General features: G+C 73.2%; 23 protein-coding genes. 9 read left to right on the forward strand and 14 right to left on the reverse strand.

Features of this window, described 5'->3' with window-relative positions:
• Positions 1–55 precede the first annotated feature (55 nt).
• Positions 56–1,078 (forward strand): LLM class flavin-dependent oxidoreductase, encoded by a 1,023-nt coding sequence (locus ACIHEI_RS23020; protein ID WP_396607902.1) that lies wholly within the window; start codon positions 56–58, stop codon positions 1,076–1,078.
• 57 nt (positions 1,079–1,135) lie between these two features.
• Here ACIHEI_RS23020 and ACIHEI_RS23025 read toward each other — a convergent pair whose 3' ends face one another.
• Genes ACIHEI_RS23025 through ACIHEI_RS23035 form a run of 3 tightly spaced genes read right to left on the reverse strand, consistent with a single transcriptional unit; the run spans position 1,136 to position 3,118 of the window.
• On the reverse strand, positions 1,136–1,801 hold the full coding sequence (locus ACIHEI_RS23025) for an ABC-2 transporter permease (RefSeq protein ID WP_396607903.1): 666 nt from the start codon (positions 1,799–1,801) through the stop codon (positions 1,136–1,138).
• Positions 1,798–2,676 (reverse strand): ABC transporter ATP-binding protein, encoded by an 879-nt coding sequence (locus ACIHEI_RS23030; RefSeq protein WP_396607904.1) that lies wholly within the window; start codon positions 2,674–2,676, stop codon positions 1,798–1,800. Before ACIHEI_RS23030 ends, ACIHEI_RS23025 begins: the two co-directional genes overlap by 4 nt.
• On the reverse strand, positions 2,666–3,118 hold the full coding sequence (locus ACIHEI_RS23035; protein ID WP_396607905.1) for a GntR family transcriptional regulator: 453 nt from the start codon (positions 3,116–3,118) through the stop codon (positions 2,666–2,668). Before ACIHEI_RS23035 ends, ACIHEI_RS23030 begins: the two co-directional genes overlap by 11 nt.
• 121 nt (positions 3,119–3,239) lie before the next feature.
• Between ACIHEI_RS23035 and ACIHEI_RS23040 the strand changes: the two genes are divergently transcribed.
• On the forward strand, positions 3,240–3,785 hold the full coding sequence (locus tag ACIHEI_RS23040) for a hypothetical protein (RefSeq protein ID WP_396607906.1): 546 nt from the start codon (positions 3,240–3,242) through the stop codon (positions 3,783–3,785).
• Here ACIHEI_RS23040 and ACIHEI_RS23045 read toward each other — a convergent pair.
• From ACIHEI_RS23045 to ACIHEI_RS23075, 7 genes are all read right to left on the reverse strand, one after another.
• Positions 3,748–4,143 (reverse strand): hypothetical protein, encoded by a 396-nt coding sequence (locus ACIHEI_RS23045; RefSeq protein ID WP_396607907.1) that lies wholly within the window; start codon positions 4,141–4,143, stop codon positions 3,748–3,750. The two genes, ACIHEI_RS23040 and ACIHEI_RS23045, sit on opposite strands and share 38 nt — an antisense overlap.
• A gap of 60 nt (positions 4,144–4,203) precedes the next feature.
• A complete protein-coding gene (locus tag ACIHEI_RS23050; RefSeq protein WP_396607908.1) occupies positions 4,204–5,265 on the reverse strand; it encodes a LacI family DNA-binding transcriptional regulator in 1,062 nt (353 codons plus the stop codon).
• 142 nt (positions 5,266–5,407) lie between these two features.
• Complete coding sequence (locus tag ACIHEI_RS23055) at positions 5,408–6,244, reverse strand: hypothetical protein (protein ID WP_396607909.1); 837 nt, start codon at positions 6,242–6,244, stop codon at positions 5,408–5,410.
• Positions 6,245–6,517: 273 nt separating this feature from the next.
• Positions 6,518–7,339, reverse strand: a complete 822-nt coding sequence (locus ACIHEI_RS23060; RefSeq protein WP_396607910.1) for a hypothetical protein — start codon at positions 7,337–7,339, stop codon at positions 6,518–6,520.
• A 173-nt stretch (positions 7,340–7,512) separates the two neighbouring features.
• Complete coding sequence (locus ACIHEI_RS23065) at positions 7,513–8,346, reverse strand: hypothetical protein (RefSeq protein WP_396607911.1); 834 nt, start codon at positions 8,344–8,346, stop codon at positions 7,513–7,515.
• A 182-nt stretch (positions 8,347–8,528) separates the two neighbouring features.
• Entirely contained in the window at positions 8,529–9,359 is an 831-nt protein-coding gene (locus ACIHEI_RS23070; protein ID WP_392952592.1) for a hypothetical protein, read from the reverse strand.
• A 368-nt stretch (positions 9,360–9,727) separates the two neighbouring features.
• On the reverse strand, positions 9,728–10,810 hold the full coding sequence (locus tag ACIHEI_RS23075) for a TerD family protein (RefSeq protein ID WP_396607912.1): 1,083 nt from the start codon (positions 10,808–10,810) through the stop codon (positions 9,728–9,730).
• Between the two features lie 201 nt (positions 10,811–11,011).
• Here ACIHEI_RS23075 and ACIHEI_RS23080 point away from each other — a divergent pair, with 201 nt between their 5' ends.
• A complete protein-coding gene (locus tag ACIHEI_RS23080; protein ID WP_396607913.1) occupies positions 11,012–12,685 on the forward strand; it encodes a PP2C family protein-serine/threonine phosphatase in 1,674 nt (557 codons plus the stop codon).
• A 28-nt stretch (positions 12,686–12,713) separates the two neighbouring features.
• Here the strand turns inward: ACIHEI_RS23080 and ACIHEI_RS23085 are convergent, their stop codons facing one another.
• Together ACIHEI_RS23085 and ACIHEI_RS23090 are read right to left on the reverse strand one after the other, a co-directional pair.
• Positions 12,714–13,292, reverse strand: a complete 579-nt coding sequence (locus ACIHEI_RS23085; protein ID WP_396607914.1) for a DUF4240 domain-containing protein — start codon at positions 13,290–13,292, stop codon at positions 12,714–12,716.
• A 135-nt stretch (positions 13,293–13,427) separates the two neighbouring features.
• Positions 13,428–14,291, reverse strand: coding sequence for a universal stress protein (locus ACIHEI_RS23090; protein WP_396607915.1), 864 nt, complete (start codon positions 14,289–14,291; stop codon positions 13,428–13,430).
• 230 nt (positions 14,292–14,521) lie between these two features.
• Here ACIHEI_RS23090 and ACIHEI_RS23095 point away from each other — a divergent pair, with 230 nt between their 5' ends.
• Entirely contained in the window at positions 14,522–15,208 is a 687-nt protein-coding gene (locus ACIHEI_RS23095; RefSeq protein ID WP_396607916.1) for a pyridoxamine 5'-phosphate oxidase family protein, read from the forward strand.
• 14 nt (positions 15,209–15,222) lie between these two features.
• Here ACIHEI_RS23095 and ACIHEI_RS23100 read toward each other — a convergent pair whose 3' ends face one another.
• Together ACIHEI_RS23100 and ACIHEI_RS23105 are read right to left on the reverse strand one after the other, a co-directional pair.
• Positions 15,223–16,716, reverse strand: a complete 1,494-nt coding sequence (locus tag ACIHEI_RS23100) for a DUF1214 domain-containing protein (protein WP_396607917.1) — start codon at positions 16,714–16,716, stop codon at positions 15,223–15,225.
• A 103-nt stretch (positions 16,717–16,819) separates the two neighbouring features.
• On the reverse strand, positions 16,820–17,992 hold the full coding sequence (locus ACIHEI_RS23105) for an MFS transporter (protein WP_396607918.1): 1,173 nt from the start codon (positions 17,990–17,992) through the stop codon (positions 16,820–16,822).
• A gap of 38 nt (positions 17,993–18,030) precedes the next feature.
• Between ACIHEI_RS23105 and ACIHEI_RS23110 the strand changes: the two genes are divergently transcribed.
• The 5 genes from ACIHEI_RS23110 (at position 18,031) to ACIHEI_RS23130 (ending at position 24,634) form a co-directional block, all read left to right on the forward strand.
• Positions 18,031–18,651 carry a CGNR zinc finger domain-containing protein gene (locus tag ACIHEI_RS23110; RefSeq protein WP_396607919.1) on the forward strand — a complete coding sequence of 207 codons (621 nt, stop codon included), beginning with the start codon at positions 18,031–18,033 and terminating at the stop codon, positions 18,649–18,651.
• Positions 18,652–18,699: 48 nt separating this feature from the next.
• Complete coding sequence (locus ACIHEI_RS23115) at positions 18,700–20,169, forward strand: SDR family oxidoreductase (protein ID WP_396607920.1); 1,470 nt, start codon at positions 18,700–18,702, stop codon at positions 20,167–20,169.
• Positions 20,170–20,270: 101 nt separating this feature from the next.
• Positions 20,271–22,490, forward strand: a complete 2,220-nt coding sequence (locus ACIHEI_RS23120; protein ID WP_396607921.1) for an NADP-dependent isocitrate dehydrogenase — start codon at positions 20,271–20,273, stop codon at positions 22,488–22,490.
• Positions 22,491–22,597: 107 nt separating this feature from the next.
• On the forward strand, positions 22,598–23,068 hold the full coding sequence (locus ACIHEI_RS23125) for an NUDIX domain-containing protein (RefSeq protein WP_392952622.1): 471 nt from the start codon (positions 22,598–22,600) through the stop codon (positions 23,066–23,068).
• A gap of 225 nt (positions 23,069–23,293) precedes the next feature.
• Entirely contained in the window at positions 23,294–24,634 is a 1,341-nt protein-coding gene (locus ACIHEI_RS23130) for an NAD(P)/FAD-dependent oxidoreductase (RefSeq protein WP_396607922.1), read from the forward strand.
• The last annotated feature ends 95 nt before the right edge of the window (positions 24,635–24,729 follow it).

Below are 24,729 nucleotides of genomic sequence, written 5' to 3' on the forward strand. Positions count from 1 at the left end.
ACGGGCGGCCGTGCGGGGCCGTCGCCGCGCGCGGAGGAACCCCAGGAGGAACCCGGTGCCCACCCCCGACCGGCCACTGCGTTCGCTGGGTTTCCTGACCATCGGACTGTTCGACGAACACCGGCCCGCCGAGGGCCACGAAGCCACCCTGCGGCTGATCGAACTCGGCGAACAACTCGGCTTCGACAGCGCCTGGTTGCGCCACCGGCACCTCCAGTACGGCATCTCCTCGCCGCTCACCGTGCTCGCCGCCGCCACCCAGCGCACCCGCCGGATCGCCGTCGGCACCGCCGTCACCCCGCTCGGCTGGGAGAACCCGCTGCGGTACGCCGAGGACCTGGCGACCGTCGACGTGCTGTCCGGGGGACGGCTCAACCCCGGTGTCAGCGTCGGCATCCCCGCGCACTACGAGGACGTGAAGGACGCGCTGTACCCCGACTCCGCCGAGCGGGAGGACTTCGGCTACGGCCGGGTCGAACGGCTGCTCGGCCTGCTGCGCGGCGACGCGGCAAGCGCTTTCCGCGGCACCGAGGGCATCGAGTCGTACTCGGAACGCGTCCAGCCGCACATCCCCGGACTGGCCGGGCGGGTCTGGTACGGCGGCGGCAGCCTGCGCTCCGCCCGCTGGGCCGGGCAGCACGGACTGAACCTGCTCACCAGCAGCGTGGTGAAGGCCGAGGAGAGCGCGGATTTCACCGCCAACCAGCTCGCCCAGGTCCGCGCCTTCCGGGCCGAACACCCTGACGGCGAACGGGCCCGGGTCTCGCAGGGCCTGGTGGTGATCCCCACCGACAGCGCCACGCCCGCCCAGCGCGCCAAGTACCGCGCGTACGCGGCCTCCCGGCACGCCCGCACCCTCGCCCCGCAGGGTCCCGGCGGGCTGCTGTTCGCCCCCGACCTGGTCGGCGGCTCCGAACAGCTCGCCGAACTGCTGTACGCGCACGCCGCGTTCCGCGAGGTGGACGAGGTGGCGTTCGCGCTGCCGTTCACCTTCGAGTCCGAGGACTACACGCAGATTCTCACCGACCTCGCCACCCGCCTCGGCCCGCTGCTCGGCTGGAAGCCCACCGCCAACTGACCGTGTGGGCCCGCGCGGTAGCGAACCAGCCCGGAGGAAAGGTGAGTTGGCCGTCCGTCAGCCCGATCCACGCGGCAGCGGCGACAGGCATCGGGGCCGGGGCCGAGTCCGGGGCCGGGGTTCGGGCAGGCGGACGGCCAGCAGCGCGGAGAGCGCCACGGTGGCGAGGCCGGCCGGCCAGAGCAGGGGCAGCCAGGGGCGGACGGATTCGAGGGTCAGGTGCAGCCGGACCACGGCCGTCATCACCAGCACCAGCGGGAGGGTGGTGGCCAGCACGCTCACCCGCGCGTAGCCGAAGCGGATCAGCAGCGGGAACTGGATCGCGATGTTGACGGCGAACAGCGCCCAGCACAGCGTCAGCACCATCAGCACGTCGTGCGTGCCGAGCGGCGTGCCCCCGGCGCGGGCGATCAGGACGGCCGCCGCCGTGCCCGCGCCGACGGTGGCGACGAACCCGGCCAGCGCCCAGACGTAGTGCCCCAGCAGCACGGTGCGGCGCGGCACCGGCAGCACCGCGTACAGCGTGGCCAGCCCCGACCGGTCGGCCACCACGAACGGGTGGACGGCGATCAGCGGGGCCAGCAGGACGGCCAGCACCGGCAGCAGCCGGGCCGGCTGGTGGGCCAGCACCAGGACCATCACGCCGAACACCAGCAGCCCCTGGGCGCGGTACGGCGCGACCGTGCGCAGGTGCAGCACGGTCACCCGGGCCAGGGCGGTCATCGCGTCACCCCGCCGGTCCGCGCCGGGGCGCCGATGTGGACGGCGATCTGCTCCAGGGTGGGCGCCTCCACCAGCACGTCGCGGCCGAGCAGGTCGGCCTCCTCGGTGTGCACCAGCGCCTCGGCGCCGGTCGCCGTCCGGCGGGGGCCGATCAGTTCGACGCCGATCAGGCCGGTCAGGTCGTCCGGCCCGCCGCGTACCACCCGGTACGCGTTCAGGATCTCGTCTTTAGTCCCTGCACGGATGATCTGGCCGCCGTGAATGATCGTCAAATGATCGCCGATCCGGTCAAGATCGGTCGTGATGTGCGTGGAGAAGAGCACACTGTGTCCTTCGTCGAGCAGAAACTCTCCGATGATGCCGACCAGTTCGTCCCGGGCGACCGGGTCCAGCCCGCTGGTCGGCTCGTCCAGCACCAACAGCCGCGCCCGGTGCGACAGCGCGACGGCGATCATCAGCTTCATCGACCTGCCGCGCGACAGGTCCTTGACCTTCGCCCGCGGGTCGAGGCCGAACTCGTCCAGTAAGTGCCGCCAGCGGTCGCCGTCCCAGCGCTGGTAGAACGGGCGCAGCGTGCGCTCGACCTCGGCGAGCCGCCACTCGCCGACCAGGTAGGAGTGGTCGAGCACCACCCCGACGTCCTGCCGCAACTCGACCGGCCCCGGCGCCCGGTGGCCGAGCAGCTCGATCTCGCCGCCGTCGATCCCGCGCATGCCCAGCAGGCAGCGGATGGTGGTGGTCTTGCCGGCGCCGTTCGCGCCGATCAGCCCCATCACGTACCCGGTCGGCAGCTCGAAACTCACGTCGCGCAGCGCGAATTCGGGGCCCGCGGTGGCGTGCACTCCGCGCAGGGCGAAAGCGAGGTCACTTGGCATCGGCCACCTCCCTCGACCCTTCGTGCACGTTCCTCGACCCTTCGTGCCCGTTCCTCGACCCTTCGTGCGCGTGCTCCGGTTCGGCCTCGATCAGTCCGTCGAGCATCCGGATCACGTCCTCCCGTTCGAGCCCCGCCCGCCCCGCCGCGTCCAGCGCCGCCTGCAACCCGTCCTCCACCTGCCGCAGCAACTGCTCCCGTACCAGCGCCGAATCCAGCGGCAGCACGAACGCGCCCTTGCCGGGGACGGTGGTGATGAACCCGTCCGCCGACAGCTCCGCGTAGGCCCGGCCGGTGGTGATGATGCTTATCCGCAAGTCGCGTGCCAGTGCCCGGACGGACGGCAGTGCGGTGCCCTCGGTGAGTTCCCCCGAGAGGATGGCGAGCCCGATCTGGTCCTTGATCTGCTGATACAGCGGGACCCCGGAACTGTTCGACAACACCACGCGCACGGTGGCGCCCCCTTCGCCTCGTCTCATACTGTTCATGGACACTATAGACAGTCAGGACAGTATGAGTGGAAGGGAGTTCGTCACATCCGTTGCCGTCGGGCAGCATGGCGGGATGCCGGATCTGCTGTGGGACGACGTCAGGGAGTTCTTCGACCCCGACCTGATGGGTGCGCTGCCCGACGTGTCCGTGCCGGGCGCCTCGGTGGCGGACTGGCAGGCGCTGTTCGACCTGGTCGGAACTGCGGGGTGGACGTGGGAGTACCTGGTGGGCGGCGTCGCCGGGCAACTGCCGTGCGCCGCCGAGGTATTGGCGCGGCCCGCCGATGCGGAGACGGTCGAGCTGCGGGTGCGGCCGGTCCCCGGCGTGCTGGCGATCTTCCGGCTGCTGTCCGACGAGGAGATCGACTTCGACGTCGACCTGCGCGAGTTGCAGGGCCAGACCGGAGTCGACCACCTGTGCCACCTGCTGCGCACGATCGGCCGCCGACTCGGCAAACCGGTGCAGCTGGCCGCCGAAGGCGACTACGGGCACCCGGTGTTGGGCTTCGACCCGGCGGCGGACCGAGTGGTGCTGCTGGCGGATCCGCCTTCCAGCAGCTGCCCACTCCGTCGCGGGCCGGTCAGTTGTTGCCTGCGGTGTCCGGAGGGGGCGGCGTGAGGTCGGCCGGCGGCTTCCTGGTGAACATGAACTCCTCCAGGACCGCCACGAGTTCGGGCCGACTTCGGGTGCTCCAGCTGCCGAGGTAGGTGTGCACACCGGCCGGAACACCCTTCCGCTTGAACCCGGCCAGGACGAGGAAGTCGACCTCGTAGCGCCCCTCCGGATCCCCCTCCGGCTCCCAGCGCGCGTCGAAGCACAGCCCGTCGCGCACCAGGTGACCACTCACCAGCACCGACCCGTAGAGCCACTCCATGGTCTCCGGCGAAGGGTCCACGGCGTAGAGGCTGTTCATGTCGATCACCCAGCCGGGCGCCACCCGCAACGGCTGCAACCCCCGCCACGTCTCGCTCGTCACCGCCCCACCTCCGCACGCGTATTGGCCTCGGCCCCCCATGATCGCAGGTCCGCGGCGGGCTCAGCAGGACTGGCGGACCACCAGGTGGGTGGGCAGGACGACGGAGCGGGACGGGGACGGGTCGCGGAGGAGTTCGACGGCCCGGGCGCCGAGGTCCTCGACGGGCTGGCGGACGGTGGTCAGTCCGGGGCGGGCGGTGGCGGCGGCGGGGGAGTCGTCGAAGCCGACCACGGCGACGTCGTCCGGGACGCGGCGGCCCAGCCGGCGCAGCGCGCGCAGGGCGCCCACGGCCATCGCGTCGGAGGCGGCGAACACGGCGTCCATGTCCGGGAATTGACCGAGCAGCCGGAGCATCGCGTGCTCGCCGGAGCGGGATCCGAAGTCGCCGTACGCGACGGCGCAGCGGGCCTGGTCGTCGTGGTCGAGCAGGGCGCGGCGGTAGCCGGCCAGGCGGTCCGCGCCCGCCGCGGTGTCGGGCGGCCCGGCGATGGTGGCGATCCGGCGGCGACCGGCCCGGTGCAGCAGGCGGACGGCGGCGCGGGCGCCGCGCAGGTTGTCGGCGTCCACGTGCGCCAGGCGTTGCGACTGCGGCGGCCGCCCCAGCGCGACCACCGGCACGCCCGCCGCCTGCAACAGCCCCGGCAGCGCGGGATCCCCCCACCGTCCGACCAGCAGCACCCCGTCGACATGCCCGCCGCACAGGTACCGCACCAGCGACGGCCTGGCCGGCCCCGGGCCCGCCGTGATCACGGCCAACTCCCGCTCGGGCGCGACGCGTTGAGCCCCCGCGAGGAGCCGCGCCGGGAACGGATCGGCATGGAACCGCAGCACGTCCGCGAACGCGACCACGGCGATCGCACCGGTGTCCCGCGCGCTCGCGGTGGGCGCCCGGTGGCGGACGTACCGCAGCTCGAGGGCGGCGGACTCGACCCGGGCGGCGACCTGCGCCGAGACCGGCGCGGACCGGTTCAGCACCCGGGACGCGGTGGCGCTGGACACCCCCGCGTGCGCCGCGACCTGGGCAAGCGTCGGCCCGGGCGGCGGGGGACTCGGGAACGGGACGGCGCCGCCCGGCAGTGAGTCGGCACCGTCGGGGCGGGGGAGCGGGTGAACGGGCAACACGGCCGCCCTTCCTGGCACGGAACGGGGTATGCCGTGGCCACCCGCCCGGGGCCACCGGTGTCCGCACCGTAGGTGCTGGTCGGTGCACCGTCAAGGGTGCGCGCGGCAACGGAGCCGGCGCACCCCAGGGAGGGGCGAGCGGCTACCAGTTGCCCCAGGTGCCGGTGCTCCAGCGGACGGTGCCGTCGAAGCTGTAGAGCACGAAGTTGCCGTCGTCCTGCACCTTCGCGTGGTTGCCGGTCTGGCCGTGGTACGGGAGGGACCAGATGACGCCGGCGTCGGCGGAGAAGAGGTACAGGGCACTGTCGTACGCCGCCTCCGAGATGTGCGCGGACACGCCCGGGTGGCCGTAGGTCCCGGTGGACCACAGCGCGGCGCCGTCGCGCTTGCGGTAGAGCACCAGGTTCCCGTCGGTCTGCATGATCAGCCAGACCGAGTTCGACTCGATCCAAGCGCCGGGCCGGATGTCCAGGTGCTTCCAGTCGAGCGTGGTGTTCGGGTCGCCGGGGCCCGGGGTGTATCCGGAGGGGCTCTGCCAGAGCGCCCCCCAGTCGGAGACCACCAGCTGGCCGTTCCACAGAAAGGCGTGCGCGCCCGGGTGGCCCCAGCTCCCGGTGCTCCACAGGGCGCCGCCGCTTTCCGGGCTTCCGCCCTGGCGGTAGATCACGAAGTTGCCGTCGGGCTGCATGTAGGCGTAAGCGCCGGGGTTGTTGTAGGTGCCGCTGGCCCAGAGCACCGGGCCGCGGTGGCCGTTGTCGCCGTCCAGGTAGATCACCAGGTTGCCGTCCGCCTGCATCACCAGTTCGGACTCGCCATTGATCACGCTCTGCCCGGGCATGAGCTTCTGACCGCTCGGCAGGTCCGTGCCGTCCGTGGCCGGCGGCGTCGTCGCCGTCGCGGTGACGGCGGGAGCCGCCATGCTGATGACGGCGGCGCCGAGCAGGGCCGCCGTGGCGCGCCTGAATACGTTCTTCCGCATGGGTGCGGAACCCCCCTTTGTTCCTTGCGCCCGCGATTCGCGTGGGCGCACGATTCGTACACCGTGAACATTCGTACGCCGTGAACTGCGCGTCCCGGCACGTGGTTTCCGACGCCGAAGCCACCGCCCGGGCGTGGAAAACGGCGCCCCGACAGGCAGCGGCCGAGGCCCGCACCCGGGGCAGGGCGGTGCGGATCGACTCCCGCGTACAGGGACGCTGTCCTCCGCACTGCCCCGCGCGCCTTCCGGCCCGGCCGGGCCGCAAGGCTCCGGTTACCAGTTGCCCCAGGTGCCGGTGCTCCAGCGGGCGGTGCCGTCGCTGCTGTAGAGGACGAAGTTGCCGTCGTCCTGCACCTTCGCGTAGTCACCGGGCCGGCCGGCGACCGGAAGGTACCAGGTCCGCTGGGTGCGGAGGCTGATGACCGTCAGGGCGCTGGAGGTCGTGTATCCCGAGAGGTGTGCGTTTGCCTCCGGGTCGTAACTCCCGCTGGCCCACAGCACGGCGCCGTCGCGCTTGCGGTAGAGCACCAGGTTCCCGTCGAGCTGCATGACCAGCCAGACCGAGTTCGACTCGATCCAGCTGCCGGACGGCATGTCGGAGTGCGACGCGTCGAGCGTGTCGGTGGCCGCGCCGGGGCCGGTGTGGCTCCACCAGTAGGTGCTCGGGCCGGACACCGCCAGCGAGCCGTTCAGCAGCTCGACGCCGACGCCCTCGTGTCCCCAGCTCCCGCTGTTCCACAGGGCGCCGCCGGTGGCCGGGCCGCCGCCCTGGCGGTAGACGACGAAGTTGCCGTCGGGCTGCATGTAGGCGTAAGCGCCGGGGTTGTTGTAGGTGCCGCTGGCCCAGAGCACCGGGCCGCGGTGGCCGGTGTCGCCGTCCAGGTAGAGGACCAGGTTGCCGTCGGTCTGCATCACCAGCTCTGACGCGCCGCTGATCATGCTCTGCCCCGGCATGAGCTTCTGACCGCTCAGCAGCCACGTCGCCCGGGTGGCCGGCGGCGTCGTCGCCGTCGCGGTGACGGCGGGAGCCGCCATGCTGATGACGGCGGCGCCGAGCAGGGCCGCCGTGGCGCGCCTGAATACGTTCTTCCGCATGGAGCGGAACCCCCCTTTGTTCGCGGGCCCACGATTTGCGTGTGCGAACGATTCATACACCCTGAACTGCGGTTCTCGGCAAGAGCTTTGTCGATGTTGTGCGGTACCGGTCCGGCCACGGCCGGGGACGCGACTGCGCCCCCGGCCGGCACGCCCCGGGGAAGGGCGACCGGCTACCAGTTGCCCCAGGTGCCGGTGCTCCAGCGGGCGGTGGCGTCGCCGCCGTAGAGGACGAAGTTGCCGTCGTCCTGCACCTTCACGTAGTCACCGGGCCGGCCCCCGATCGGGAGCGACCAGGTCGGGCCGTCGTGGATGTCGATGAGGTACAGGGCGCCGTAGTTCGGCGAGCCCAGGACAGCCGCGTACGTGTCGGAGTGGCCGTACGTCCCGGTGGACCACAGTACGGCGCCGTCGCGCTTGCGGTAGAGCACCAGGTTCCCGTCGGTCTGCATGATCAGCCAGACCGAGTTCGACTCGAGCCAGGTGCCGGACGCCAGACTTGAGTTCTGCGTGTCGCGAGTGTCCTTCAGCGGGCCGTCGAACGGGCCGGGTCCGGTGTGGCTGTACCAGTACCGGCTCCAACCCGAGACTCCCAGCTGGCCGTTCAGCAGATAGGCGTACGCCTCCGGGTGGCCCCAGCTTCCCGTGCTCCACAGGGCGCCGCCGGTGGCCGGGCCGCCGCCCTGGCGGTAGACGACGAAGTTGCCGTCGGGCTGCATGTAGGCGTAAGCGCCGGGGTTGTTGTAGGTGCCGCTGGCCCAGAGCACCGGGCCGCGGTGGCCGGTGTCGCCGACCAGGTAGAGCACCAGGTTGCCGTCCCACTGCATCACCAGCTCGGTCTCGCCGCTGACCATGCTCTGCCCCGGTACGAGCTTCGCACCGTTCGGCAGGTTCGTGCTCTGCGAGGCCGGTGGCGTCGCCGTGGCGGTGCCGGCGGGTGCGGCGAGGGCGATGACGGCGGCGCCGAGCAGGGCCGCGGTGGCGCGCTTGAAGACGTTCTTCCGCATGGGTGCGGACCCCCCTTGTTCCGTGCGCCCACGATTCGCGGGGGCGCACGATTTGTACACCCTGACCTGCCGGGCCCGGCAACCATGTTGTTGACGCTGCGCCGGCACCGTTCCGGCCGCGTGTGGTGTCGCGGCTGCGCCCCGGCCGAGGTGGACGGCCGGGGCGCGGGGAGGACTACCGGTTACCAGTTGCCCCAGGTGCCGGTGCTCCAGCGCGCGGCGGAGTCGGCGCCGTAGAGCACGACGTTGCCGTCGTCCTGCACCTTCAGGCGGTCACCACCGCGGCCGGGGATCGGGAGCTGCCACACCGGATCGCCCTGGCTGCTGATGAACAGGGCCGGGTTCGCCGTGCCCCAGAGGTGCGCCATCACGCCCGGGTGGCCCTGGGAACCGCTGGACCACAGTACGGCGCCGTCGCGCTTGCGGTAGAGCACCAGGTTCCCGTCGAGCTGCATGATCAGCCAGACCGAGTTCGACTCGATCCAGCTGCCGGACCACAGGTCCATGTGATTCGAGTCGAGCGAGTCCCCCGGGGCGCCGCCGCTCGGGGTGAGTCCGGTCTTGGTGGTCCAGTAACCCTCTCGACCGATGACTGCCAGCCAGCCGTTCTGCAGGAAGAGCGTCGCGTCCGGGTGGCCCCAGCTCCCGGTGCTCCACAGGCCGCCGCCGGTGTCCGGGCCGCCGCCCTGGCGATACACCACGAAGTTGCCGTCGGTCTGCATGTAGGCGTACGCGTTCGCGTTGCCGTAGGTGGCGCTGGACCACAGCACCGGGCCGCGGTGGCCGGTGTCGCCGACCAGGTAGAGCACCAGGTTGCCGTCCGTCTGCATCACCAGCTCGGACGCGCCGCTGACCATGCTCTGACCGGGCAGGAGCTTCTGACCGTTCAGCAGCCTGGTGGCCTGGGTGGCCGGCGGCGTCGTCGCCGAGGCGGTGACGGCGGGCGCCGCGAGGGTGATGACGGCGGCGCCGAGCAGGGCCGCGGTGGCGCGCTTGAAGATGTTCTTCCGCATAGGTAGCGGAACCCCCCTTGTTCCGTGCGTCCACGGTTCGTGTGGACGTACGATTCATACACCGTCTCCTGCTCGGCGCGCCACGCGATTTTTCGATCTTGTGCGACGCTCGCCCCGCCCGTGAGCAGCGCCAACTGCCGGTCGTGGACGACGCGTTGCGCCCGGGCAAGGCGCCGGACCGGTTACCAGCCGCCCCAGGTGGTGGTGCTCCACCGTGCGGTGCCGTTGCTGCCGTAGAGCACGAAGTTGCCGTCGTCCTGCACCTTCGCTCAGTCCCCCGAACTGCCCGGTCCGGCAAGCGATTTGTCGACCGATCCGGCTGCGCCCCGGCCGGGGGTGGGTGGCCGGGGCGCAAGGGGGGAGCGGGGTCAGTCCTCGTAGTAGTTGTTGACGATCACGTCCGGGCTGTCGTCGTCGAACGCCTCGGCCAGCAGCGCGCCGCCGACCAAGCCGGCCGCACCCGCGCCGATCAGCGCGCCGGTGCCGAAGCGGCGGCCGCCCTGCTGCTGCTCGGGCTGGGCGCCCGGGTAGCCGCCCTGCTGCGGGTAGCCGGGCTGGGTGTAACCCTGCTGCTGGGGGTAGCCCGCAGCGGCGGGGGTGGCGTAGTACGGCGGCGGGGTGGTCTGGACGCGCTGGGCGCAGGCGCCGCAGGACTGGATCTGGCGCGGGACGCCCCACTGGGGGGACCACAGGACGGCCGTGGTGCCGGGACCGTGCGCGGGGTCGAAGAAGCAGGTCACCGGGGAACCTCCGGAAGTCTCGGGCAGGGCGGGAACCGGCACCGCCACGGTCGGCGTGGGAACCGGCGCGGGAACGGCGGCAGGGGCGGCGGCGGGCATCGGCGGAACCGCAGGAGCAGCCGGGGCCGCAGGAGCGGCCGGTGCGGCCGGCGCCGGGGCGAGGACCGCGACGCCGAAGTCGGTGGCGATGCCGGCCAGGCCGGAGGCGTAACCCTGCCCGATGGCGCGGAACTTCCAGCCGCCGCCGTTCCGGTAGAGCTCGCCGAAGACGACGGCGGTCTCGGTGGTCACCTCGGGGCCGAGCTCGTAGCGGGCCAGCTCGGTGCCCGCCGCGTCCGCCACGCGGACGTACGCGCCGCGCACCGAGCCGAACGCCTGCCGGCGCTCGTCGGCGTCGTAGATCGCCACGGTGAAGACGATCCGCTGCACCCGTTCCTCGACCGAGGCCAGGTCGATGCTCAGGCGTTCGCGGTCGGTGCCGTCGCCGGGGTCGCCGAGGTGTGTGACGGCGCCGTCGGGGCTGGTGAGGTTGTTGAAGAAGACGAAGTGCTGGTCGGAGAGCGCCTTCCCGTCGGCGTCGCACAGCAGCGCGTTCGCGTCCAGGTCGTACGCGGCGGCGGCCTCCCACCCGAGGCCGACCAGGACGGTCGTCGGGCCCTTGCCGTCCCGGAGCACGGGAACGTTTGCGCCCTTGGCCAAGGCCGTTGACATGCGGGTCCTCCACTCGAACCGAAGATCGTTCCGTGCCGACAACGCCCCGCCTGAGCTGGGGGTTCCCGGGCCCGCGGAAGGGTGGTGACGTAGTGTCGATCCGGCAGCCGGCGGGGCTCACCCGTCCGGGCCGGTGCGGTCGCCGGGCGGCGGGGCGGGCCGGAACAGTGACAGGGAACGCCGAGCGGAGAGGGGCGGGGGTTGGACGGGCGAGCCGGGCAGGCCGACTGGGGCGAGGCGCTGCGCCGCACCGTCCGCCGGCTGCGCGAGGAGCACCCGGGCCGCTCGCCGGAGCTCGCGCCCGGCCCGCCGCCGATCGTCCCCGACGCCGCGCTCGACCCGGACCTGGCCCGCCCGCCGGAGCAGGACCTGTACCGCCTGCTGGACGCCGTCCCGCAGGCGGCCGTGCTCGCCGAACCCGTCCGGGACGGCGACGGCGCGGTGCTGGACCTGGCCGTGGTGATCGCCAACGAGGCCGTCGTCCGGCACCCGCACCACCCCGAGCAACTGTCAGGGCCCTTCGCCGCCGGGCACGGCGTGTCGCTGCGGGAGGCGTACCCGGGGCTGTGGACGGAGCAGGTCGCGGACGCCGTCGAGGAGGTGCTGCGCACCGGGCACGCCGCCCGTGCCCTGCCGGTGCGCTGGGACGGCGCGGGCCCGGACGGCACCGCCCGCAGCCGCCGGGAGCGGCTCACCGTGCACCGCCTCGGCCGCCGCCTGCTGCTGCTGTGGACCGACGACCGGACCGAGCAGGCGGCCCGGGCCGCGCAGCGGATCGCCCGGGTCGGCTGGGCCGAGTGGAGCCTGCGCGACGGGCGGCTCGACATCTCGCCCGGCCTGGCCGTGCTGCTCGGCCGCACCCCGGACACCGTGACGCTGAGCGTCCCCGAGGTGCTGGCCCGGGTCACCGAGACCGCCCGCCCGGCGCTGTACCGCGCCCTGGACAAGCTGCTCACCACCGGCGCCGACATCGACGTGCTGACCGAGCTGTACGGCATCGGCCGCCCCCGCCGGATCCGGCTGGTGGCCGAGGTGGTCCGCGACGAGGACGGCCCGATCGAGGGCCTGCGGGCCGTCCTGCAGGACGTCACCGAGCTGTACGAGAGCCAGCGCCGGCTGCGCGAGCAGCAGGAGGAGACCGAGCGCCAGGCCCGCCGCGCCGACGCCGAGCACACCGTCGTCAAGCGCCTGCAGGACGCGCTTCAGCCGCGCTCCGCGACCCTGGTCGGCCTCGGCGTCACCACCGCCGTCGCCTACCGCCCGGCCGAGGGACCGGTCGGCGGCGACTGGTTCAAGGTCCGTCAACTCCCGGACGGCCGCGCCCTGTTGGCCGTCGGCGACGCCCGGGGTCACGGGCTGGACGCGGTCGCGCTGATGTCCATGCTGCGGCACGCGCTGGCCGGGCTGGCGTTCACCGGCGCGCTGGTGGAGTCGCTCGGCGGCTGGCTCAACCGGATCGCCAGCGACGACAGCGACGAGTCCACCGCCACCGCGATCGTCTCCCGCTACTACCCCGACCGGCACCTGCTGCGCTGGATCTGCGCCGGCCACCCGCCACCGGTCCTGCTTCGCGCCGGCCGCGCCACCCTGCTGCCCGCCGAGGTCGGCCCGCCGTTCGGCGTGCTGCCGACCGTCGGCTACCGGGCCGTCGAGACGCTCGTCCGGCCCGGCGACACCGTGCTGCTCTATACCGACGGCCTGATCGAACGACGCGACCAGGACATCGACGTCCGCCTCGCCGCCCTCTGCGCGGCCGTCGAGGCGCACGCCGCGGAACCCGAGCTCCAGGACCTGGTGGACGCCGTGGTCCGCGACATGTCCGGCCCGCTCTCGGAGGACGACGCCACGCTGCTGGCGTTCCGCTTCGGTCGCTGACGCGTCGTCAACTACCTTGCAGAGCTGGTCAATCCACGAGGTAGAGCGCGGCCAGGCGGGGCAGGCGGCGGTGCATCTCGGCGTCGTCGTCGAAATCGAAGGACTCGCCCATGCCCGCGCGCCGTTCGGCGAATACCTTGATGCGGTCGATGCCCTGATCGGCGAGGTGGAGTTCGTAGGCCCGGTGGAAGGCGTCCCGGTCGCCGGTGCGGCGCTCGAAGGCGTGCGAGGCCGCGTAGTTGACGTCCTCGTTGAAGAACACGTCCTCCGCGTCGAAGCGGTTCTCGCCGGCCGCCGCCGGGTGCTCGGCGATCACGTCCGGCCCGGCGAGCACCTTCTCGTACCAGGCGCGGCCCTCGGCGATCACGCCGGCCCGGAAGTCCATGAAGGAGTCGTCCGAGCAGCCGCCGCCGATCAGGTAGGCCGCCGCCCAGATGTCCCACCGGTACAGGGCGTCGTGCAGGCGGACGAAGCAGACCTTGAAGCGCAGGATCTCCGCCTCCGGGCGGGCGGCCAGCACGTCCACCAGCGCCCGCTCGAACGGCACGGCCGGTGTGGTCGCCGCCCGGGCGGAGTCGATCAGCTGCCAGAACTCGTCGTTGTCCATGGCGGCCAGCCTGCCCGCCGGGTACGACACTGCCCGCAACCATGCGGCCGCCCCGTCGCCACCCGGAGGCGGTGGGTGGTGACGGGGCGGCCTGGCGACCCGGCCCGGGGGAGGGACCGGGGGCTTGAGGAGGTGTCAGTCGTGCGGGACGACCGCCACCGGGGCCTGCGCGTGGTGGATCACCGCGTGCGCGACCGAACCGAGCTTCGGGCCGATGTTGAGGGCGCGGGTGCGGCGGCCCACCACCACCAGGTCCGACTGCGCCGACGCCTCCACCAGCGCGGCCGCGCCGCCGCCGGTCCGGACGTCCTCCAGCACCAGGGTGCGCGGGTACTTCTCCCGCCACGGCGCGACCGCGTCGGAGACCATGCCAACGGCCAGCGCACCGAGCTCCTGGCGCTCGCTCTCCACCGGGACCCAGCCCGCGTAACCGTAGGTCGGCGGCAGCTCCCAGCCGTGCACCACCCGCACCCGGGCGCCGCGCAGTTGCGCCTCCTCGAACGCGAACTCCAGGACGGCGTCCGCCGGTTCGAGCGCGTCGAAGCCGACCGTCACCTCCGGCTCGTCCGACTCCGGCGCCGGGCCGCCCTCGCGGACCATCACCACCGGCGTCTTCGACCGGCCGGCCACACCCAGGCTCACCGAGCCGACCAGCAGGCCGCGGAACCCGCCCAGGCCCCGGGTGCCGATCACCAGCAGCTGCCCCTGCTCGGCGGCGGCCGTCAGGCCGTCGATCGCCGAGTCCGGCAACAGCTCCGAGGAGACCGCCACCCCCGGGTACGCGGCGGCCAGCTCCTGGACGAGGTCGCCCAGCATGTTCTGCGCGCCCATCTCCACTTCGTCCATTTTGACCAGGTCGTTGACCTTCCGGCCCATGTAGGGCCAGGCGTGCAGCAGGCGCAGCGGCGCCCCTCGCCGGCCGGCCTCCTGGGCGGCCCAGTGCGCGGCGGCCCGGCTGCGGACGGACGCGTCTACGGCGGCGAGAACGGGACGAGTCATGGCGATGCCTTTCGCTGTTTGAGTCCCGGCGGGCCCTGCCGCCCGCCTCGGGAGTCGTTGACCACTCTTCCCCCACCCCCTGGGGGCCGCCATGGGTCGCCGGGCCCGCCCGGGTGGGCCGTTGGTCCCTTCGGCGGAGGCGGGCGCCGCGGTGGGCCCAAACGGGCCCAAGGCCTCTGACGGAGCCGGGCGCGGGCGCGCACCATGGAGCTACCACCACCATCAGGGAGGTGACCGAAGTGACCGACGAACACGTACCTGCCACACCGCTCGCCCGGCGCTTCGCCGACCGCCTCGCCGACCTCGGACTCACCGAGGCGCGGGCCGCGACCAGGGCCGGCATGTCGATCGCCTACCTGCGCCGGGTGCTCGAACTCGGATGCGACTTCGACCGGCCCGCACTGCTCCGGCTGGCCGCGGTCCTCGGCCTGGATTACCAGGAACTCGTCTCCGGCCGCCCCGCGGAACGCGTCCACGCCACCGAGCCCCGTCCGGACGGCCCGCCGCTGGTCGGACCCCCCGTCCTGGGTGAACTCACCGTCCCCGAATGCTGGAGCCGCCTCGGCACCGGCGGCCTCGGGCGCCTCGCCCGCACCGGTCCCGACGGCCCCGTGGTCCGACCGGTCGGCTACCTGGTGCACGACCGGACGATCCTCTACCGCACCAACCCCGACGGCGCCCTCGCCCCCGGCGCGGGTGGCGAGGCCAAGACGGGCGGCGAGGCCGCGTTCGAGGCGGACCGCGCCGGTGCCGACCTCCACGAGGGCTGGAGCGTCCTGATCATCGGCCCCCTCGAGTACGTCACCGACCCCGCCCTGCTCGCCGAGCTCCCCCAGCCCCCCGCGCACGGCCGCTGGGTCCGCCTGACGCCCGACACCGTCACCGGCCGGACGATCCGGACCGCCTCGGGCGCGTAACTCGCTGACGGGGCTCAGGCGTTGCTGTGGTCGCCGGCGTCTTTGACGAAGTCGCCGGGCTTGTACCGGCGGTCGAAGAAGGCCTGTTCCGGGCCGTACCAGCGGATGACGGCGAACCAGCCGCGGCCGGGGACGGTGCGGATCCAGTTCGGGGCGCCCGCCGGGTGGCGTTCGGGGCCGATACGGAGGGTGACCGACCCGTCCGGGTTGGGGGCGATGTCGTCCATGCCGTTGAGGGACGAGAAGGTCTGGCCGCGGACGTCGATCTGGGCGGCGGTCTCCGCGTCGTACAGGGTGAGGGACCAGAAGAGCCGGGCCGGCGGGTCGGCGGGCAGGTCGATGCGGTAGGTGTGTTCGCCGGTGAGCAGGTCGCCGTCGTGGTCGCGGTAGGCGCCCGCGTACTTGGCGCCGGAACCGACGACCGAGGTGATCATGCCGGTGCTCATCGAGTAGTGGTTGACGAACATGTGCGCCTTGGCGTTCACGTCGGTGTGCCCGGTGGCGCGGTCGCGGAACTCCTCGTCCAGCAGGGTGTGGAAGAAGTCGTCCTGGGCGGTCTTCGCGTGGGCGATCCACTGGCGGTCGGCCCACCACCGGGCGCCCGGCTCACGGTCGTAGCGCGAGGCCAGGGTCTTGGCCGTCTTCCAGCCCGTCCGCGCCGCCAGGTCCAGCAGTTCGCGCTGACGCCGCGTCGGGGCGAACAGCCCGCCCTTGCGGATGCCCAGCGAGGCCAGGACGCCGTGCATGTAGGGGTCGACCTGGTCGACCCGGTCGGCCTGGACGAAGGCGTCGAGCACGTCGAAGAACGTGCCGTCCCGGGGGAAGAGTGCGTCGGCCCGGGTGTCGGAGGCATGGGCGTGGTGCATCGGCTCCGCGTCGCCGTGCAGCGGGCGCAAGCGGATGCCCTCGATGGCCGCGATGCCCGGTGACAGGTCGTCGACGGAGCTGAAGAAGCCGCGCAGCAGGAAGTAGATGTTGTCGGTGCGGCTGCGGTAGACGAAGAAGTCGTCCCACTCGCCCGCGCTCTCCGGCTCGGCACCGTCCGGGACGATCAGGTAGCGGCCGCCCTCGCCCCGGTCCGGGCCGGGCACGCCGATGTCGCCGAGGAACTGCCGCCCGTCGATGACCGGCCCGGTGAGCGGGCGGTGCCAGAAGTCGTCCACCAGCCCCTGAACCCCGGGCGCGGCCTCGACGACGAGCGGGCCGGTCACGCCCAGGTCCGCGAAGGCCATGCCGTAGATGACGTCGCAGTTCGGGGTGGTGATCAGCGTCCGGGGCTTCAGCCGCTTCTCGAACACCGCCATCACCTGGTACCCGCGCCCGACCACCGCACCGAGCCCGTCCCGCATCGCGCACGCGCTCACCGTCGGCAGCGCCCACAGGTAGACCTGGGCGGCGCGCTGGAAGAACAGTTCGTCCTCCAGGGCCTGCGCAGACTCCTCGGTCGGATAGCCGCCGACGAACGGCAGTGCCGCCAGGTCCTGGTAACGGTCGGGTGCGGACGTCATGTGGACACCTCTGGTCTGAGTGCGAACCGGGGGATGGCAGACCGCACAATAGCCGCAAAAGGTACATGGGGTGACCGGCGCCGCACCGAGCGTGACGGGGGTGTCAGGCCGGGCCGCGGCTGGGGCGGTGGAGCAGCGCCGGGGCGGCTGTCAGGGTGGCGGCGAGGGTGAGGGCGGCGGGTACGGAGTGGGTGGCGAGCGGGCCGGCCAGGGCGGTGCCGAGGGCGAAGGCGGTGATTTTGAGGCTGGCGCCGGTGGTGAAGATCTGGCCGCGCAGGTGGGCGGGGGACTCGCGGTGGCGGACGGCGAACAGGCCGGTCAGCAGTGGGCCGTCGCCGAGGCCCGCCAGGGTGGCTGCCGCGAGCAGCACCCATGGGTGGCCGTTCGCGCCGGTCGCGGCCAGGGCCAGTGCGGCTGCCTGCAGCAGCGCGCCGATGCGGACGGCCGTGTCCGGCGGGAGCAGGTGGGGGCGTCGGGCGAGCGCCGCGTTCGCCAGCAGGGCGGCCACCGCCGTGCAGGTCAGCAGCAGCGGTCCGCGGCTCGCGCCGCCGAGCGCGCGTTCGCCGAGCAGCGGCAGGCAGGCGGCCAGCATGCCCTGGCCCGCGCAGGCGCCGACCGAGACGAGCGTCGCCCGGGCCAGCGTCGGACGGGACGTCAACACCCTTAGGCCGGAGGCGAGTTCGGAGCGCACCGAGCCCGTTGCCCGGGCGGCGGCGCTGCGGGCGGGGAGCGTCCAGGCCGCCGGCAGGGCCGCGGCGATCAGGGCCGCCGCGAGCAGGACCGCCGCGTTCGCGTCGAGGGCGACCGCGAGCAGCCCGGCCAGGGCGGGGCCGGCCAGGGCCGCCGCGTCGTAGGTCATGGCGTCGAGGGCGGTGGCGCGGGGGAGCCGGTCGGGCGGGGTCACCCGGGGGAGTTGGGCCGTCCAGCCGCCGGAGAGGGCCGGGCCGAGCAGGCCGGTGGCGGCGGCCAGCGCAAGGACCGCGGGCAGCGGGAGCCGGCCCAGGGCGGCGAGGACGGCGAGCAGGCCGGCGGCGTACAGCGCGAGGGCCCGGGCGAGCAGGCGGCCGGGGTGGCGGGCCCGGTCCAGGTGGACGCCGAGCAGGGGGCCGCCGACGGCCGAGGCGGCGGTCAGGGCCGCCAGCAGGGCCGAGGCCTCGCCCGCCGAGCCCGCCGCGGCGAAACCGGCCAGCAGCAGGGCGGGCCCCGACATCTCGTCACCCGTTCGGGCCAACGCGGCCCCCGCCAGACACCGTCCGGGGAAAGAACTCCTGATCACCCGCCGGACGCTACGTCGGTAACGGAAAACTCGACAAGATGCGTTACATTGCCGACGTGCCGACCACCCCCGCCACCGAACCGCCACCGAAACCGTCCGTCCTCACCTCGGCGGCCCGCGCCACCGCCGTCATCAACGCCTTCGCCGCCGACCACGCCCCCGAACCGGCCGCCCTCGCCGCGATCCTCCGCGCCCACGGCGAACCCGAGCCCGTCCACGTCGCGGCCGAGGACGTCGACGCGCTGCGCACCGCCGCCGCCCGCCTGCGGGAGGTGTTCGACGCGCCCGACACCGACCGCGCGGCCGCCGCCCTCAACCGCCTGCTGCGCGAACGCACCGGCCCACTGCGGCTCACCACCCACGGCGGCGCCACCGGCTGGCACCCGCACCTCGACCAGGACGACGACGCCCCGTGGGACGACTGGCTGATCGCCTCGTCCTGCCTGGCCCTCGCCGTCCTGCTGTGGGAACGCGGCCGCCCGCCCGGCGGGAGCTGCGCCGCGGCGCGCTGCCGGAACGTGTACCTCACCCAGGGCAGCGGCCTCGAGCGCCGTTACTGCTCCCGTCGCTGCGCCACCCGCGAACGCGTGGCCGCGCACCGCCGCGCCCGGATCGCGGCGACCCGCGATGGCCGGGACGAGGATGATCGGCTGAACTGACCGGGCCGGGGCGGGAATCGGCCCGGCCGAGCGAGGAGGCGGTGGCAGGTGCGGTGTCTGGTGACGGGGGCGACGGGGTACCTCGGTGGGCGGCTGGTGCCCGAACTGCTGGCGGACGGCCACCAGGTGCGCTGCCTGGTGCGGGAGCCCGCACGGCTGCGGGACCACCCGTGGCGCGGCGCGGTGGAGGCCGTCGCGGGGGACGTCACCCGGCCCGAGACGCTCGACGGGCCGCTGGACGGCATCGAGGTCGCGTACTACCTGGTGCATTCGCTCGGCACGGGGCCGGGCTTCGAGGCCAGGGACCGGGCGGCCGCCCGCGCGTTCGGGCACGCGGCGGCGCGGGCCGGGGTGCGGCGGATCGTCTACCTGGGCGGACTGGTGCCCCCGGACGTACCGGAGGGACAGCTCTCGCCGCACCTGCGCTCCCGGGCGGCGACCGGCCGGGCGCTGCGCGAGGGCGGGGTGGCCGTCACGGAGCTGCGGGCGGCGGTGGTGATCGGCTCCGGGTCGGCGTCGTTCGAGATGCTGCGGCACCTGACCGAGCGGCTGCCGGTGATGGTCGCGCCGCGCTGGGTGGACACCCGGATCCAGCCGATCGCCGTGCGTGACGTGCTGCGACACCTGGTCGGCGCGGCCGGGCTGCCGGACGGGCCGGACACCGACCGGGCGTTCGACATCGGCGGGCCGGAGGTGCTCACGTACCGCGCGATGATGCAGCGCTACGCCCGGCTGGCGGGCCTGCGGCGCCGGCTCGTCGTCGCGGTGCCGGTGCTCACGCCCGGCCTGTCGGCGCTCTGGGTCGGCCTGGTGACGCCCGTCCCCGGTGGGCTGGCCCGGCCGCTGGTCGAATCGCTGCGGCACGAGGTGGTGTGCGGCGAGCACGATCTCGCCCGGTGGATCCCGGACCCGCCCGGGGGCGCGATCGGCTTCGACCGGGCCGTCACCCTCGCGCTGCGCCGGATCCGCGACGACGAGGTCACCACCCGCTGGTCCTCGGCCTCGCTGCCGGGCGCGCCCAGCGACCCGCTGCCCACCGACCCGGACTGGGCGGGCGGCAGCCTGTACCAGGACGTCCGGGAGCGGCACGTGGACGCGTCGCCGCAGGCGTTGTGGCAGGTGGTGGAGGGGATCGGCGGCGAGCACGGCTGGTACTCGTTCCCGCCGGCCTGGTGGGTGCGCGGGGCGCTGGACCGGCTGGCGGGCGGCGTCGGGCTGCGGCGCGGACGCCGTTCGCCCGGGCGGCTGCGGGTCGGCGATTCACTGGACTTCTGGCGGGTCGAGGAGATCGAACCCGGCCGGCTGCTGCGGCTGCGCGCCGAGATGCGGCTGCCCGGTCTGGCCTGGCTGGAGCTGACCGTCACCCCCGAGGGCGACGGCGCGCGCTACCGGCAGCGCGCCCTGTTCCACCCGCACGGCCTGGCCGGCCAGGCGTACTGGTGGTCGGTCGCGCCGTTCCACGCGGTGGTGTTCGGTGGAATGGCACGCAACATCGCCGCCCGCGCGAAGGCGCACTGAGACCGGTGGACGGACTCCGAGTGGGGGGTTGGTTGCGGAGATGCCCCCGAGTCGAGATATCTTGACGTCAAGACGTTGCAGACGTGGAAGCTGGAGCTACGGTGACTGACTCGACCATCATCTACACCCACACGGACGAGGCCCCCGCCCTCGCCACGTACTCCTTCCTGCCGGTTGTCCAGGCCTACGCCGCCACCGCAGGTGTGAGCGTGGAGACCCGTGACATCTCGCTGGCCGGTCGGATCATCGCCGTCTTCCCGGAGTTCCTCCAGGAGGACCAGCGCATCGCGGACGCCCTCGCCGAGCTGGGCGCGCTCGCCAAGACCCCCGGCGCGAACATCATCAAGCTGCCGAACGTGTCGGCGTCCATGCCGCAGCTGAAGGCCGCCATCGCCGAGCTGCAGGCCCAGGGCTACGCCCTGCCGGACTACCCGGACGAGCCGAAGACCGACGAGGAGCGCGACATCCGCGCCCGGTACGACAAGGTCAAGGGCTCCGCCGTCAACCCGGTGCTGCGCGAGGGCAACTCCGACCGCCGCGCCCCGCTGTCGGTGAAGAACTACGCCAAGACCCACCCGCACCGCATGGGTGCCTGGTCGGCCGACTCCAAGACCAACGTCGCCACCATGGGCGCCAACGACTTCGCGTCCACCGAGAAGTCCGCCGTGATCGCCGCGGACGGCGCGCTGCGCATCGAGCTGGTCACCGAGGACGGCGCCGTCACCGTGCTGCGCGAGAACGTCCCGGTGCTGGCCGGCGAGGTCGTCGACGCCGCCGTGATGCGCGCCGCCGCGCTGAACGAGTTCCTGGCCGCGCAGGTCGCCCGCGCCAAGGCCGAGGGCGTGCTGTTCTCGGTGCACCTCAAGGCCACCATGATGAAGGTCTCCGACCCGATCCTGTTCGGCCACGTGGTGCGCGCCTTCTTCCCGAAGACCTTCGCCGCGTTCGGCCCCGAGCTGGCCGCCGCCGGTCTGAACCCGAACAACGGCCTCGGCGGCATCCTGGCCGGCCTGGACAAGCTCGCCAACGGCGCCGAGATCAAGGCCTCCTTCGACGCCGAGCTCGCCGACGGCCCGGCCCTCGCCATGGTCGACTCCGACAAGGGCATCACCAACCTGCACGTCCCCAGCGACGTCATCGTGGACGCCTCGATGCCGGCCATGATCCGCACCTCCGGCCACATGTGGGGCCCGGACGGCAAGGAGGCCGACACCCTCGCCGTTCTGCCCGACAGCAGCTACGCGGGCGTCTACCAGGCCACCATCGACGACTGCCGCGCCCACGGCGCGTTCGACCCGGCCACCATGGGCTCGGTGCCGAACGTCGGCCTGATGGCCCAGGCCGCCGAGGAGTACGGCAGCCACGACAAGACCTTCGAGATCGGCGCCGCCGGCACCGTCCGCCTGGTCGACGCCGATGGCGAGACCGTCCTGGAGCAGGCCGTCCAGCCCGGCGACATCTTCCGTGCCTGCCAGGCCAAGGACCTGCCGATCCAGGACTGGGTCAAGCTGGCCGTCACCCGCGCCCGCGCCACCGGCGACCCGGCCGTGTTCTGGCTGGACTCGAACCGTGCGCACGACGCCGTGCTGATCGAGAAGGTCAAGAAGTACCTGCCGGAGCACGACACCGAGGGCCTGACCATCGAGATCATGTCTCCGGTCGAGGCCACCAAGTACTCCCTGGAGCGCATCCGCCGCGGCGAGAACACCATCTCGGTCACCGGCAACGTGCTGCGCGACTACCTGACCGACCTGTTCCCGATCCTGGAGCTGGGCACCAGCGCCAAGATGCTGTCGGTCGTCCCGCTGATGGCGGGCGGTGGCCTGTTCGAGACCGGCGCCGGCGGCTCCGCCCCGAAGCACGTCCAGCAGCTGGTCAAGGAGAACTACCTGCGCTGGGACTCGCTCGGCGAGTTCTTCGCGCTGGCCGCCTCCTTCGAGCACCTGGCCACCACCACCGGCAACGCCGGCGCCAAGGTCCTCGCCGACACCCTGGACCGCGCCACCGGCACCTTCCTCAACGAGGACAAGTCGCCGTCGCGTCGCCTCGGCGGCATCGACAACCGCGGCAGCCACTTCTACCTGGCCCTGTACTGGGCCCAGGAGCTGGCCGCCCAGACCGAGGACGCCGCGCTCGCCGCCGCGTTCGGCCCGCTCGCGCAGTCCCTCGCCGAGCAGGAGCAGACCATCGTCGACGAGCTGATCGCCGTCCAGGGCCAGCCCGTCGAGCTCGGTGGCTACTACCAGCCCGACCCGGCCAAGGCCGCCGCCGTGATGCGCCCGTCGAAGACCTTCAACGACGCGCTCGCCACGCTGGCCTGACGCCACGGCAGTTGCTGACCGGTCGCGCCGCCGTCGGCCCCCTCGCGGGGGTCGGCGGCGGCGTGCCGTGTCTGCGCGTCCTGTCTCCCGCGCGTAGGGTGCGGGGCATGGCGACCCCGAAGTTCATCCTCGACCTGCGTGAGCACATCGGGCACGCTCCGCTGTGGCTGTCCGGCGTGACCGCGGTGGTGGTGGAGGACGGGCGGATCCTGCTCAACCGCCGCTCCGACAGTGGACGTTGGGCACTGCTGCACGGCATCGTGGAACCCGGCGAGCAGCCCGCCGACGCGGTGGTGCGGGAGGTCCTGGAGGAGACCGGCGTCACCGTCCGCCCCGAGCGGATCACCAGCGTCCACACCCTCCCCGCGTCCGTCTGCGCCAACGGCGACCAGGTCCAGTTCCTCAACGTCGCCTTCCGCTGCCGGTTCCTGACCGGCATCGCGCACGTCAACGACGACGAATCCCTCGCCGTGGAGTGGTTCCCGCTGGACGCGCTGCCGCCGCTGTCCGCGAACGACGCCTTTCTGCTCGGCAAGGCGCTGGACGACGCCCCTTTCTCGTGGTTCGCCCTGGGCTGACCCGTCGGTGGAACTCCCGTGCCGCGCAGCGCCGTTGGTACGTCGGCGGCCGAGACGTCCTTCGTGCGGGTCGAAGTCCGGCACCCGGACGGGCGGATGGCGGCGCTGACCAACCCGATCCTGCTGCGCTGACCGCGAAGTTCGGGCGGTGCGCTTCGGGCGGGTGCTGACGGTGGGGTGCGCGTCCCGGTGACGGTGCGCGCCGGGTCGCTTAATGTACGGGTCATGAGTCCTGCGGACAGGGCGGTCGGGGACCGCGGCACGGCGGTGGTGATCGGCGGGGGGCTGGCCGGGTGTCTGGCCGCGTGGGCGCTGCGCGGCGTCGCGCGGCGGGTGGTGGTGGTCGAACGGGTCCGCTACCCGGACGGCGCGGCCTTCCGGGCCGGCGTCCCGCAGGCCCGGCACGGGCACCTGCTGCTGGAGGCCGGGCACCGCACCATCGACGAGCTGATGCCCGGCGCGCTCGCCGAACTGCTCGACGCCGGAGCCCAGTTGGTGTCCATTCCGAGCGGCCTGCGGGTGCTCACCTCGGTGGGGCACCTCGCCGCCTACGACAGCGAGGTGACGATCCTCAGCTGCAGTCGGCCACTGCTCGACCGTACCGTGCTGGACCGGGTCCGCGGCGAGCCGTCGATCGAGATCCTGGAAGGCACCGAGGTGGTCGGCCTGCTCGGCAGCCGGCGGGGCGTCACCGGCGTGCAGGTGCGCGAACGCGGCCGCGAGGGCGCTCCCGTCACCGACCTGTCCGCCGAGCTGGTGATCGACGCCGCCGGGCGCGGCACCCGGTCGGGGCGGTGGCTGATCGGCCTCGGCTTCCCCACCACGCCCGTCGAACGGATCGACGCCGGTGTCGCCTACGCCAGCCGGTTCTACCACCGCCCGCCCGGGCGTGAGGACCAGCTCGCCCTCGACGTGCAGACCCGGGCCCCCGAACACGGCCGGTTCGCCGTCCTGCTGCCTGTCGAGGGCAACCGCTGGATCGTCAGCCTCGGAGGCATGCGCGGCTTCGAACCGTCCATCCAGCCCCAGGAGTTCGAGAAGCAGCTCGGCGAACTCCGCGACCCCGCCATCGCCGAGGCCATCGCCGGCGCCGAACCCGTGGGCCCCGCCCGGGGATTCGTGCCCGGCCCCAGCGTGTGGCGGCGCCACGAGCGCACCGACCCGTCCGGCTTCCTCGCCCTCGGCGACGCCTCCTGCACCTTCAACCCGGTCTACGGGCAGGGCATCAGCGTCGCCGCGCTCGGCGCCCGCGCGCTGCGCGAAGCCGCCCGCCGGCACGGCGGACTCGGCACCGCCACCGTCCGCGAGGCCCGCCGGGCGATCGGCACCGTCACCAAACACCCCTGGGTGATCGCCGGCAACGAGGACGTCCGCTTCGCCGGCACCATCGGCGGCGAGCGCGGCCCCGTCGTCCGGCTCCAGCACCGCTACCTCGACCGCGTCCTCATCCGCGCCACCACCGACGCCACCGTCTCCGCCACCTTCCACCGCGTCGTGTCGATGGTGGAACCGCCGAGCGCGCTGTTCCGTCCCTCCGTGCTGGGACCAGTCCTGTTCGGTCGTTGACGCACCATCAACGTCCTTTCCGGGCAACGGTTCCGGCTCCGCGCAACCGTGTGGGAGCCTGTGTGACTGAGGCGAACATGTGAGAAGTGTGGGGG

It is taken from the genome of Kitasatospora sp. NPDC051984, from assembly GCF_044593455.1.
In the GTDB taxonomy this organism is placed as follows: Bacteria; Actinomycetota; Actinomycetes; order Streptomycetales; family Streptomycetaceae; genus Kitasatospora.

Coding starts and splice junctions, on each gene's coding strand:
- ACIHEI_RS23025 (WP_396607903.1), bottom strand. CDS start 1,801: ATGACCGCCCTGGCCCGGGTGACCGTGCTGCACCTGCGCACGGTCGCG.
- ACIHEI_RS23030 (WP_396607904.1), bottom strand. CDS start 2,676: ATGCCAAGTGACCTCGCTTTCGCCCTGCGCGGAGTGCACGCCACCGCG.
- ACIHEI_RS23040 (WP_396607906.1), top strand. CDS start 3,240: ATGCCGGATCTGCTGTGGGACGACGTCAGGGAGTTCTTCGACCCCGAC.
- ACIHEI_RS23055 (WP_396607909.1), bottom strand. CDS start 6,244: ATGCGGAAGAACGTATTCAGGCGCGCCACGGCGGCCCTGCTCGGCGCC.
- ACIHEI_RS23060 (WP_396607910.1), bottom strand. CDS start 7,339: ATGCGGAAGAACGTATTCAGGCGCGCCACGGCGGCCCTGCTCGGCGCC.
- ACIHEI_RS23065 (WP_396607911.1), bottom strand. CDS start 8,346: ATGCGGAAGAACGTCTTCAAGCGCGCCACCGCGGCCCTGCTCGGCGCC.
- ACIHEI_RS23070 (WP_392952592.1), bottom strand. CDS start 9,359: ATGCGGAAGAACATCTTCAAGCGCGCCACCGCGGCCCTGCTCGGCGCC.
- ACIHEI_RS23075 (WP_396607912.1), bottom strand. CDS start 10,810: ATGTCAACGGCCTTGGCCAAGGGCGCAAACGTTCCCGTGCTCCGGGAC.
- ACIHEI_RS23085 (WP_396607914.1), bottom strand. CDS start 13,292: ATGGACAACGACGAGTTCTGGCAGCTGATCGACTCCGCCCGGGCGGCG.
- ACIHEI_RS23090 (WP_396607915.1), bottom strand. CDS start 14,291: ATGACTCGTCCCGTTCTCGCCGCCGTAGACGCGTCCGTCCGCAGCCGG.
- ACIHEI_RS23100 (WP_396607917.1), bottom strand. CDS start 16,716: ATGACGTCCGCACCCGACCGTTACCAGGACCTGGCGGCACTGCCGTTC.
- ACIHEI_RS23110 (WP_396607919.1), top strand. CDS start 18,031: ATGCGTTACATTGCCGACGTGCCGACCACCCCCGCCACCGAACCGCCA.
- ACIHEI_RS23125 (WP_392952622.1), top strand. CDS start 22,598: ATGGCGACCCCGAAGTTCATCCTCGACCTGCGTGAGCACATCGGGCAC.
- ACIHEI_RS23130 (WP_396607922.1), top strand. CDS start 23,294: ATGAGTCCTGCGGACAGGGCGGTCGGGGACCGCGGCACGGCGGTGGTG.